This is a genomic window from Legionella sp. 39-23, from assembly GCF_001897665.1.
GTDB lineage: Bacteria > Pseudomonadota > Gammaproteobacteria > Legionellales > Legionellaceae > Legionella > Legionella steelei.
This window is the reverse complement of the sequence record NZ_MKTO01000030.1, coordinates 28,434-40,015: the sequence shown is the minus strand read 5'-3', so window position 1 is coordinate 40,015 and position 11,582 is coordinate 28,434. Positions and strand designations below refer to the sequence as shown.

Here is an 11,582-nt window from a genome sequence, read left to right as displayed (position 1 = left end):
TGACCCTAAAAATTCAAACGCTTTCCATGGTCTTCCTCAATGGATGTGGTCATATGATCATACAAAGCCTCGTTGATCTTGCCATTGTCACGCAGTGATTGCAGTGTTAATGGCTGTCCTTTTTCCAGTGATTTGGGTAATTCAATTCCCAATTTTTGGGAGAAGTTCTGTAAATTTGCGGCTAAACGACTACCTGTTTCGCTTGAGGACATGCCTGTAAGCCCACTACGCAGGATATGGCGATATTCTTGCAGCATGAAATCGATAGTTCTTGCTATTTTTGTTTCAGGATCAAGATCCAGTTGTTCAAGTCGATCTATTTCTGCACGTATCCTCTCCCCTCCCTTTCTACTTGTTCCTGAGTCATTAATCGCTTTGATTAAATTTGATTTTACCTCTTGCCACTCAGGAATTTTTGGAGCGGCAGAATACGCTTTGTGCACCTGGTTTAATGCCTGTAACTCCTCGGCCATACGGAGATACTGTGGAGTGCTTTGTATCTTACTGACCTGTTCCTTATATTGTTGCGATAATTCTTTGTGCACTCCAAGATCTGCCATATATTTTTTCATTTCACGCTGATATTGTTCGGCGGGTTTCTGCACAGTACGATATTTATCTGAGTCATCACGATTATCATCAACCCATATAGAAGCAGGACCTTCAAAAGGAATGTATTCTTGTTCGGTATGAGAAGGCTCTTGTGGTATGGGTGGTTCTTTAGGTAACATTTTGGCAAGTTGTGCCTCTAAGTCCATGATTCTGTCAATTAATGAATCTTCAAATAAATAACCACTTTTAACTGAAATTTTTTTCTTACCATCATTCTTAATTCCGTGTTCGGTTAATAATTGGGTCAAACTAATGGGTTTTCCATTGATCAATATTTTCATTTTGGCAATGCTCTATTGATAGTACCTTATATAAATTATAGATTTTATTTGGAAAAAAATTGGTTCATTTTGTCTATTAATTATATGTGGTGATGGGTTTTCTTGAAGATATGATTTAGCGTCATACGCTAAAGAGAAGTGAGTGTCTGCGCAGTAGTCAGAAAGTAGCCTGGGTGAAGGCGAAGCCGTAACCCGGGTTTCAGATAAAAATCAGGCTCCGTTCTTCCAGGTTCCGCTTCGCTTTCACCCAGGCTGCAATTTAGCTGAGCAGGGATGAGCGTAGGTTGGGCTTTGGCCCAACACTACTTTTCTGATAATCAGGAAACGGTAGGGCTATTTGGCGTAGGATCTTCACTGGCATCAGCTTGTTGTTCTGTTGTTCTTGAGCTAGCAAATCTCCGCCAAGCATTTTGTATGGTCAGTGCTGCGCGATGGTGTTCGGCATGATAATTATCTTTGAAAAAATAATGACTTCTAATATACGCCGAAGTACTTGGGGTAATCAAGTTGTCTATTTTCGGTTCCTCATCATTGGGTGTTTGACCCACAATAGCGCGTACTTGGGTTGACGAAACTGTTAAAAACTCAGTGCCTAGGTTGAGTATCCTAATATTGTTTAACTGATGCTCTTCTATGGTTTGTGTTAACTGTTCAGTTTCATTTTCGCCTCTAGGCGCCACAATAACTTCTTCATAGTGTTTACAATATTTTGCTGAGGAGACCAATTGATTCATCACTTGATGCTCATAATCCAGCGTGAAGAGGGATCAATTTTTTGAATATTATTGGGATTGCCGGCAGTATAATGTTGGCTCATTAAGGTGCTGGTAGTCTTATCAAATTTATTTTTGCTGATGTGCTTTTTAAGACAAGTAGCCACAGTTTCGGTAGATGTTCCTGAACAAAAGGCTTGATTGAAATCGTAATATTGATTGAGCTGGCTCTTACTGGCAGTCGCACCAATGAAATTGTAGGTGATATAGTTTTTCAATTGCCAAGGTGTATTTTCATCCTGTCTTGATAGAGTTATCGTTTTAAACGAAGAAGCATTGCCGTGATCCACGCCAATAGAGGCTGAGTAAATGATGGGGATCACGAAGTCCTTATTCGCAATTTTAATGGCGTGGATCTCATCAAAATGAGAATGGGCTGCGAGCATGCCAATTACCGTTTCTGGATAAGTTTTAATAATTTTTTTAAATGGGGTTTTATAGGTTGATTCCCAACTCTGAGGTGGGACATGCATGGCTAAAATAACCTGATCATGATTTATTTTGCTTGTTTTAAACTCTTGTTCTAACCATTGCAGCGCTTCTGTAGCGCCTTCTCGAGAAGGATTAAATTGGGGTCTTGATACAAATAAAACACTGTTGAGCGAAATAAGTTTGAGATGCTCACCTAAATAAGCAGAGTAATAACCATATTTGGGGTTTTTATCATGGATGCAACTTTCTCCGTTAAAGGGACATTGTAGCCCTGTTGACAGAAATCCATCTTGAGTCCCGGTTATCGCTTTTAACAAATCAGCAGCAGATTCATCATGATAGGTAAAGGGGCCATAGTCTCTTTGAAACGAATCATTATTACCAAAAACATAAAAGTAAGGGGATGGATTTATTTTTTCAAACAGTTGCTCGAATACGAAGTTAATGTTAGCTCGGGTTGTCTTACGTGAGTATGCGTTATGCGCTGGTAAGTCGCCGAGTAAGACAAGGGCATGATTTGTTGCTTGAGCTAAATCGACTTGTGCACCTACCTTTGCGATTAAAGTGCTTAAACTTTGTTTGTCTAATTCTTTGGAAGTATGTGGTGGCGGGTTTATATTGGTTGTTTTTTTGCTGGTAACATCTACATGTGGGTCTGAAATTAAAAATAAATTAAGTTGATTTGGGTTTTTCTCGCTCACTGCCTGCGAAGGAAATGAAGTCATACAGAGTAAAGCGGTACTCCAAGCCATGATGAATTTTTTGCACGTCATTATTTATCTCCTAATATTTTTCTCGGGAGATGATACTGGCATTGACATTCAAATCGATTAAATAATGCCCAAAATTACGATTTATTTACATTGAACGCTGAAAAATCCGAGGTTATGCAAGAGGGCTAATATTGATTATCATAATAGGTTGAATGTTTTGCGCTATTCGCGCATATTGAAATTATTTCGATATCTCGGAGGAAATAGGACGATGGAAGGTGCGTTGATTTGTTTAATTCTTCTTTTTTTAATGGTGATCTCTGGGGTAATGACACGTTTTGTTCCTTTCCTACCAACACCATTAATACAAATTGCCGTAGGAACACTCCTGGCCGATTTATTTCCTGAGTTTTTTGCTGTGGGGTTTAATCCGGAACTGTTTATGTTGTTGTTCGTTCCGCCTTTACTATTTAATGACAGCTGGCATTTTCCCAAACGGGAGTTTTTGCTTTACACCAGACCCATTATTATGTTGTCGATTGGTTTGGTATTTTTTACGGTGGCAGGAATTGGTTATTTGGTGCATTGGTTAATTCCGGCCATTCCTTTGCCTGCAGCTTTTGCATTAGCAGCCGCACTTTCGCCAACAGATGCGGTATCACTCAGATCCATGACGGCGGGAGCGCGCATACCCGACCGCATCATGCACATTTTACAAGGAGAGGCACTTTTAAATGATGCCTCAGGTTTGGTGTCGTTTAAATTAGCTGTTGCTGCGATGCTAACTGGGGTGTTTTCACTGAAGGGGGCATTATGGAGCCTATTTTTTATTAGTCTTGGTGGGATTGCCATTGGGGTTACTCTGACCTATGTTTTTATTTCACTTTTAGGAAAGCTCACTAAGCATAACGTGCATGAGACCACCACGGAAAATTTATTATTGTTGCTCTTACCTTTTACGGTATACCTCATCGCTGAAAAGTTAGGCTTTTCGGGCGTTTTGGCTACTGTTGCTGCGGGTTTTACCGTGGATAGAGCTGGATTTTTAGATAGAACAATGGCCAAAATGCGTCTGGAAGGCCATTTTGTTTGGGGGGTTCTCGATATCACTTTAAATGGAATTATCTTTATTCTGTTAGGATTATATTTGCCCCATGCGATTAAATTCCTTAAGGCAACAGGCTATAGTTTATCTGAATATACCATGATTGTTGTTCTTATTACGCTGACCCTAATTCTCCTCCGTACTGCATGGATCTATTTAACCTTGCCTTTCGAAGCCTTAATATCCAGACGAAATAAGAGTTCTTGGCGTTTTCCCAACATAAAGATAATTGGTACTTTTTCGCTCGGGGGAGTGCGTGGCGCAATTGCTCTGGCAGCGATTTTATCGTTGCCGCATATGGCTGATGGTGGTCCTTTTCCTGAACGTAAGCTGTTAATTATTCTTGTTATTGGTGTTGTTCTTTGTTCTTTATTGATTACTAGCTTGTTTCTGCCTTTAATCACACCAGGTTTGAAAAACTTACTGCATAAGCACAATCAAGATGAAGAAAATGAAGCGGTACTTGCATTATCTAAAGCCGCAGTTGAAGCAATCAAAACAAAAATGAAGAGCTTATGTGACGAAGTCAATGGGCGAGAGCGGGACTTATGCATGGAGGTGGCTAATAAATTAATGGATTCTTTTAATCAATTTATTGTCTCAAACCATGGCACTGAAAATGAAAAATTAGAGAGTATCTTAGCTTTAACCTTCGAACGACAACTGCGATATGCTGCTTTGGAGGGGGCTCATCAGGAGTTGCGCTCTTTGCGGAAAGAAAGAAAAATCAATAACACGACCATGATGAAAATTATTGCTCGCCTGGATTTAAGGCAAATTGCGTTACATACAGAGCATCAAATACTTACTGGTTCTTTAGGAACAACGACTCAAGGAGTAAAAGGGGCATAAGATCGATAAGCAATCATAACGAAAAGCACAGTAGGCTGGGCTGTTAAGCCCAGCATGTGCAGAGTTAGTTCTTACTCTCGTGCTTATCCATTGGTCTTAGAAAAGAAACATATTGGCATGGTTACATGCTGGGCTTAGCAGCCCAGCCTACGTTCATTTAGCTTTGTCAACGAATTACCTAACATATACAGGGATGACGGGTTTCAATAGTAAAGGGTCCTCATTACCAGCCAAATTTCATTTCTACTCCGAGGTAATCCGAGTTATGTCCGCCCACGGCGGCAATTGCTTCGGCAACTTGAAAATGCACGAATTCAAGTGCACTGGTAAAATGATAGGACATTAACCAATCAAAACGGAGTTGGTAATAGTTTCCAGTATAGTTGCCTCCCTCGCCAGCTGTCCCAGGGACTGGGGTTAATGGCTGGGTATAAATTGCATCAGCTGTTGTTTCTCTCCATAAAGCGGCAGCCGCTATCATTGCGCTGAATACAGGATTAGGTTTCACGGTGAGTGAGGGTTTAACATGAATAAAGTTCGAATACCCAGTGTATCCTGCTAAAGTAATATAATAACCATTTGGAAACAGTGGATTAAATGTGCCTAAAGTATTGCCATTCTTATCATGATTACCTGATGCAGCATCAAACTGCAAACCAATTCTTGGCTGCCAAGCTATTTTTTTTATTGTATATCCTGAGCGAGATCCTATTGCCCAGGCACGAATTTTTTTATAAGAAATAGACCCTTCTTGTCCCATAACCTCAAAATCCCAGTCCAAGGCAACTCCCAGGCCGACGAGCCGTGCATCGAGAATATTGCGTCGCTCATTACCTGATACGGAAATATATTTCACATTATCGTGTTTGAAATGGGCGATATAAGAATTAATTTTACCTAATCCTGCTACTTTTCGCTCAATACGAAATCCGCTGAAGGTATAATTACTTGTACTGTAATCATCAAAGGCTCTAATGTTGCGTACGATGACAGGGCGGCTATAAAATGAAATATAGCGCCATAGACCATGTTCATAATCACCCCAAATTGCATCATAGGATTGACGCACATTAGGTCCGTCGCGTACAGAAACAAAGCGTTGTAAATCGAATGCAAACTGTTGTCGTCCTACACGAAACTTAAACGTACCACCGCCAATAGGCTCAACAAGTGTTGTAAATCCCTGTTCCAAATCTACTCGGTCCTGATCAACTGGAGTAATAATTGTTTTCCAAGGGGCATTGTCATTCTGTAATTGGACAAAGGATTGTAATTGATTGGCAATATGTAAATCCGCATGCGCTTCAAGACGACTAATTACGTAAGATTGCGGTACGCTATTGCCCACGCCGAAATTTACTGCATTATTACTTTCAAAACGTTCACGTGCATTAACCCCAAAAGAAAGATAGGTGTGGGGATCTGTTTTTGATAAGGGAATATACTTTAATTCATCAAATGGTTCGCGCGGAACTTTAGGATTAGCTAATACGGACCAATCTTCTTGCCAACGATTAAACATAATCGAAGGGCGTTTGGGCACCTCCGAAGAGGAGTTAAGCTGCGCGGCTGTTAAGGGGAAGTAACAAAATAACAGCGCGCAGAGAATGATGCTTTTAAAACTCATGCCATTTTAATCAGAGAGTACATGCTAATGACTCTTTTTTGACATTTCATGAATTTCAGCGATATAACCGCCTGGAAATTTAACCATTGCTGAGGTACGGTTGTCTGTAGCAAAAGGTGCAATAAGAATTTCTACACCTGCAGCTTGGGCCTTAGCCAGCGTTTCTTTCAAATTGCCCACCTCATAACCAGTCATTTCTCGTCCATACGGCCAGGGTAGATGTCCATTAGTCACCATAACCAACATTTTGCCAAAACCAGATTCAATCATAATGCGTCGATAAGCGCTTGCGGGTTGACCTATTTCTACTCCTGGAGCTTTAGGATTATCCTCAATAACTTTCCCCTTTGAGAATTGGGTAAAGCTATCAATGAACTCTTTGGCACGGTCAGGAGAAACATAGACTCTATTTTCTGGAATTGTCGTTAATGGATCATAATTAGGTGGGGTAAAATGCCAATAGATTTGCATGTTGACTCCACCAGGCCATTGGATAATTGCATCACGACCGATAGGGTCCTTAAAGGGGCTGACAATAATGTCTGCGCCTAGAGCGCGGGCATCAGCAAGGGCTTTATCAAAATCGTTCACGAGATAACCTGTACGCTCAAGCCCAAAGGGATAGGGGATAGGTGTTTTAAAACCAAATACAGAAATAGTCCCTGCAGGTGTTAAAGCAAGCTGTGACATGGTTTGACTAGGTGTTGGTGTGACTTGAAAAACGCCCTGTTTCGAGGTCTTGCCACCAAACGTAGCAGTGAAACTGGAGACAAAACTATCGAAGTCTTCTGGAGCAACATAGACATGTGTTGTGTCATATTGAGGTCCAACCGCATAACCTGCATTTTGAGCAATACCGATTGACCAATAGGTCAACATTAAAAAAATGAAAACCCCATGTTTCATGCGTAACATTTGCGCTCCTTGCAATAGTTGATGAGAGTCCGTCCCTCGTTGTGTAGAAAATTATAATCCTAATTAAATATTTTGTCGTTGATGAACTATATTTTAAGGAATCTAATTTTATCAACTCAATATTGTACAAGGACGAACATGATGGATAAGAAAATAGAGTTATTGACCCCTAAGAACTGCGCTTTATTAATGATTGATTATCAACCACAAATGGCTTTTGGTGTCGTAAGTATTGATAGACAAGCATTAAAAAATAATGCAGTGGCCCTTGCTAAGTCTGCAAAATTATTCCACGTTCCTACAATTCTCACTTCAGTAGAAACAGAAAGTTTTAGTGGGTTCATATGGCCGGAGTTACTTGATGTCTTCCCCAAAAACGACATTATTGAACGAACCAGTATGAATTCCTGGGATTCTGAACAAGTCAGACAGCAGATTAAAAATACCGGGAAGAAAAAACTTATTCTTGCTGGTCTATGGACTGAAGTCTGCATCAATATGTGTGCGTTTTCTGCCATGCAAGATGGCTATGAGCTTTACGTTGTTGAAGATGCATGTGGGGGAACAAGCGTGACAGCACATCAATCATCAATGAATCGCATGCAACAAGCGGGTGTTGTTCCCGTATGCTGGCAACAAGTACTGCTTGAATGGCAACGTGATTGGGCAAGAAAAGAAACCTATGATGGGGTGATGAACATTGTCAAAGAACACAGCGGCGCTTACGGTATGGGGGTTGATTATGCGTATACGTTGGTTCATAAGCAACCATCTCGAAGTGAATGGAATGGAAAAACGGTTAAATAATCGAGGAGTAATGCGCTCAGCTATTTTTTCATGAGCATTTTGCTAAGCGTCAGCGTCACAAGGAGGTTTCACTATGGACGTTATATACTACAATGGCAATTTTAAGGGTTCTGATATTCATGAAAAAATAACCGCTGTTGCCATTAAAGACAGTCGATTCGTTCAATTTGGCTCTGATGCTGACATCATGAAGTTAAAAACCGCGCAAACCAGACTGATTGATTTGCAAAAAAAAACCGTGATTCCAGGATTAAATGACTCCCACATACACCTCATTCGCGGTGGGTTAAATTTTAATATGGAACTGCGATGGGATGGGGTGCATAGTCTTCATGATGCGCTATTGATGCTAAAAGAGCAGGCAGAGCGTACCCCTGCACCACAATGGGTTAGGGTAGTAGGGGGGTGGACTGAGTTTCAATTCAAAGAACGAAGAATGCCAACCTTGGATGAAATTAATACGGCGTCAAAAGATACTCCGGTTTTTGTTTTGCATCTCTACGATCGTGCGTTGTTGAACAAAGCAGCATTGCATGCCATAGGCTACGATAAAGAGACTAAAGAGCTTCCTGGGACTTTAATTCAGCGTGATAAACAAGGAAACCCAACAGGGATGCTCATCGCGCATCCTAATGCAATTATCCTTTATTCTGCTCTAGCACAAGGTCCCAAGTTAAGTCGCGAGGATCAAATTAATTCTACGTTACATTTTATGCGGGAATTAAACCGTCTTGGCATTACCAGTGTGATCGATGCAGGCGGTGGTTTTCAAAACTTCCCAGAAGACTATGAAGTGATCAGTGAACTTGCCAATGAAAATAAACTCACGCTGCGGATTGCTTATAACTTATTTACACAAAAGCCAGGTCATGAACTAGAAGATTTTACCCATTGGACACAAACCTCAACCTACCACCAAGGTAATGAGTACTATAGACACAATGGCGCGGGGGAAATGCTGGTATTCTCCGCTGCGGATTTTGAGGATTTTTTACAGCCATGTCCCGATTTACCCTCCGTAATGGAAGATCAATTAAAACCTGTAGTGCGTGTTTTAGCAGAAAATAAATGGCCTTTTAGGCTGCATGCAACGTATGATGAGTCTATTGCCAGAGCATTGAATGTTTATGAAGAAGTTCACGCAGAAACGCCTATTGATAAACTGCATTGGTTCTTTGACCATGCAGAAACAATTTCTGAGCGCTCCATAGAACGAGTACAAAAGCTAGGGGGCGGGATTGCTATTCAAAACCGAATGGCATTTCAAGGCGAGTATTTCAGTGAGCGCTATGGCAAAGAAAAAACCTTATATACGCCACCCATTAAAAAAATTCTTGAGGCAGGAATTCCCATAGGCATGGGCACTGATGCAACGCGTGTTTCCAGTTATAACCCGTGGTTATGTCTTTATTGGCTTACTACAGGAAAAACTGTAGGCGGACAATTGCTTTATAATGAAGACAACATCCTTTCCAGAGAAAAAGCATTAGCGCTTTATACTCAAGGAAGCGCTTGGTTTTCTAATGAGGCAGAGACAAAGGGTTCTTTTTTACCCAATCAACTCGCTGATTTTGCGGTGTTGTCTCAGGACTTTTTCCAAATACCTGATGAGGAAATTAAAAATATTTATTCCATGATGACGGTAGTTGGTGGGCAAATTGTGCATGCTTGTGAACAATTTAAGCAATATAACCCACCGCTCCCACCGGTGAGCCCCTCTTGGTCACCGGTTAAATATTATGGTGGATATCAGCAACGGAAAGTGCCGTCGACCACTATGCAATCCCTCCATCATTATCACCACCACCATCATCACTGTAAAAATAACTCAGGTTTATGGGGCGGGTGTTTTTGTTGGGCATTTTAAAGAGTAAGTAGGTAACGAGAATGATTCCCTCAACCTTGCCCAATTCAAGTATCGTGTTTTTACTGTATTGTGAGTTACAACGCAGCTCTCAAATCTGACTTTTCTCTATGACTATGAGTCAGCAGGGTAGGCTGGGCTGCTAAGCCCAGCATGTAACACCGTGCTGAAATATGTCTTTCTTAGAAACATCATAGATAAGATACGCTTCATAATGGAGGGCCTGAAAGGACTCAGCTAATGCTGGGCTTAGCAGCCCAGCCTACCCGGCTATCTATGTATCCTTTGGGCTGGTTGCGCAAATAATTGTTCGTTTGTCTGAGCTTTCATTACCGGAATGAAACCATCCAACAGTTCATTCTTAAATACTCTCGATCGCTCATTAGTGATTTAGTATTTATGGGGACGGTCCGGGACGGACCCCTGTAAAAAAGAAACAAATTGCCATTTATTACTTGAGAACTGGGTTTATCTAATATCTATATCAGATAAACCATTGTAAATAAGCTTTCGTGGTTTAGCTACCGCCAAAGCAGGCATCTAAGGTGACTGCATCGCTTGCTGGAAGCCAGTGGCCGTAGGCTTCGCCATGCCAACGACTGCTTTCTTTTAGTTTCGCTTGCACAATGTGTTGTGTAAGCCCCATGCGGTTAACCCACTCACCGCAGCGCTTTTTAACTTGTCTTCGAATTTGGCCGCGCATAAACGAGTAACGACAAGGATTGTAGGCTTCATTTAAGTTATCTGAAATGTAGGGTTTTAGTAGATTTTCTTTAGTGACGTGCTTGGAAAACTCCCATATGCCATCATGCAAAACCAGGATCGGCGGCAGCGTACGCGCCCCAATTTTTACACTATGTGCAAGATTCATATAAAATTTCCATCCTGCATAGTTTCCTGCCAGATCACCATTGGAATAAACCCCATTAATTAAGGTGCCTAAATAAGTTTGTTCGAGAAACTGACCATATAAAACGATCGCAGCATGGGCTTGTTCTGCAGTTTTTCCATGATCTAGGTAATACGTATAAATTTTGTAGTAGGTATGTCCCATCATGAAAAAATGACCTAGTTTATCCGTACCAAAATAATAACCATACATATTAATTGTTGGTGCAAGTCCGATTACAAACAGGGGTGATTGTGAGAAAACCATCCAATAAACAGTTTTCCAAGGCAAGGTTTCTTTATGGAACACAGGTCTGGATTCTTTGGGTAAGCGACGTAACCAGCGTGGAAAGCCAGGACCAGTATATTTATAGACTAAGTCAGCAAGATAGACATCTTTACGTCGTGATGCCAATTGTGATGCAGCAAGCCGGCTGTGCTGCGCTCTTGGTACCAGCATTTGGATTTCTGCATTGGTTTGTGCGACCGCTTTTTCGAGTACTTCATAAAGTCTGTAGCTCGCAATTGGCCCGATGTCTTGTAGTTCGCCGGGGGGGAGGGTGAATTGATCCGTTTCTTCTGCTTGAGATTGCTGTATTCCGAAAATACTAAGTAATGTAATTAAAAAGAAAATCCGTGTAAAAAACATAATTCCTTTCTCATTTCTAAGTCCAATACGACATTAAAATACAAAATATTTCTCTCTGTCTAGA

The 11,582-nt window shown here is 41.0% G+C and carries 9 protein-coding genes; 3 read left to right on the top strand and 6 right to left on the bottom strand.

Features of this window, described 5'->3' with window-relative positions; all coding sequences use genetic code 11:
• Window positions 1-5: 5 nt before the first annotated feature.
• The 3 genes from BGO44_RS11325 to BGO44_RS11315 all read right to left on the bottom strand — a co-directional run bounded on the left by BGO44_RS11325 (window position 6) and on the right by BGO44_RS11315 (window position 2,871).
• Window positions 6-893, bottom strand: coding sequence for a hypothetical protein (locus tag BGO44_RS11325; RefSeq protein ID WP_058509857.1), 888 nt, complete (start codon window positions 891-893; stop codon window positions 6-8).
• A 317-nt stretch (window positions 894-1,210) separates the two neighbouring features.
• Complete coding sequence (locus BGO44_RS11320) at window positions 1,211-1,630, bottom strand: hypothetical protein (RefSeq protein ID WP_157070699.1); 420 nt, start codon at window positions 1,628-1,630, stop codon at window positions 1,211-1,213.
• Entirely contained in the window at window positions 1,627-2,871 is a 1,245-nt protein-coding gene (locus tag BGO44_RS11315) for a metallophosphoesterase (RefSeq protein ID WP_273200398.1), read from the bottom strand. The genes BGO44_RS11320 and BGO44_RS11315 overlap by 4 nt, the downstream gene beginning before the upstream one ends.
• A 211-nt stretch (window positions 2,872-3,082) precedes the next feature.
• On the opposite strand from BGO44_RS11315, the gene BGO44_RS11310 reads away from it, so the two are divergent.
• Complete coding sequence (locus BGO44_RS11310; protein ID WP_058509860.1) at window positions 3,083-4,768, top strand: Na+/H+ antiporter; 1,686 nt, start codon at window positions 3,083-3,085, stop codon at window positions 4,766-4,768.
• 223 nt (window positions 4,769-4,991) lie between these two features.
• Here BGO44_RS11310 and BGO44_RS11305 read toward each other — a convergent pair whose 3' ends face one another.
• Both BGO44_RS11305 and BGO44_RS11300 read right to left on the bottom strand, forming a co-directional pair.
• Window positions 4,992-6,395, bottom strand: coding sequence for an alginate export family protein (locus BGO44_RS11305; RefSeq protein ID WP_058509861.1), 1,404 nt, complete (start codon window positions 6,393-6,395; stop codon window positions 4,992-4,994).
• A 24-nt stretch (window positions 6,396-6,419) separates the two neighbouring features.
• Window positions 6,420-7,310, bottom strand: coding sequence for a glyoxalase (locus BGO44_RS11300; protein WP_273200396.1), 891 nt, complete (start codon window positions 7,308-7,310; stop codon window positions 6,420-6,422).
• A gap of 138 nt (window positions 7,311-7,448) precedes the next feature.
• Between BGO44_RS11300 and BGO44_RS11295 the strand changes: the two genes are divergently transcribed.
• Complete coding sequence (locus BGO44_RS11295) at window positions 7,449-8,117, top strand: hydrolase (protein WP_273200394.1); 669 nt, start codon at window positions 7,449-7,451, stop codon at window positions 8,115-8,117.
• 73 nt (window positions 8,118-8,190) lie between these two features.
• A complete protein-coding gene (locus BGO44_RS11290) occupies window positions 8,191-9,984 on the top strand; it encodes an amidohydrolase (RefSeq protein WP_273200392.1) in 1,794 nt (597 codons plus the stop codon).
• Between the two features lie 514 nt (window positions 9,985-10,498).
• Here the strand turns inward: BGO44_RS11290 and BGO44_RS11285 are convergent.
• Entirely contained in the window at window positions 10,499-11,518 is a 1,020-nt protein-coding gene (locus BGO44_RS11285) for a hypothetical protein (RefSeq protein ID WP_058509865.1), read from the bottom strand.
• Between the last annotated feature and the right edge of the window lie 64 nt (window positions 11,519-11,582).

Bases quoted from the DNA above. Each gene is read 5' to 3' on its own strand.
- BGO44_RS11310 (WP_058509860.1), top strand. From the start codon at position 3,083: ATGGAAGGTGCGTTGATTTGTTTAATTCTTCTTTTTTTAATGGTGATC.
- BGO44_RS11305 (WP_058509861.1), bottom strand. From the start codon at position 6,395: ATGAGTTTTAAAAGCATCATTCTCTGCGCGCTGTTATTTTGTTACTTC.
- BGO44_RS11300 (WP_273200396.1), bottom strand. From the start codon at position 7,310: ATGTTACGCATGAAACATGGGGTTTTCATTTTTTTAATGTTGACCTAT.
- BGO44_RS11295 (WP_273200394.1), top strand. From the start codon at position 7,449: ATGATGGATAAGAAAATAGAGTTATTGACCCCTAAGAACTGCGCTTTA.
- BGO44_RS11325 (WP_058509857.1), bottom strand. From the start codon at position 893: ATGAAAATATTGATCAATGGAAAACCCATTAGTTTGACCCAATTATTA.
- BGO44_RS11285 (WP_058509865.1), bottom strand. From the start codon at position 11,518: ATGTTTTTTACACGGATTTTCTTTTTAATTACATTACTTAGTATTTTC.
- BGO44_RS11290 (WP_273200392.1), top strand. From the start codon at position 8,191: ATGGACGTTATATACTACAATGGCAATTTTAAGGGTTCTGATATTCAT.
- BGO44_RS11315 (WP_273200398.1), bottom strand. From the start codon at position 2,871: ATGACGTGCAAAAAATTCATCATGGCTTGGAGTACCGCTTTACTCTGT.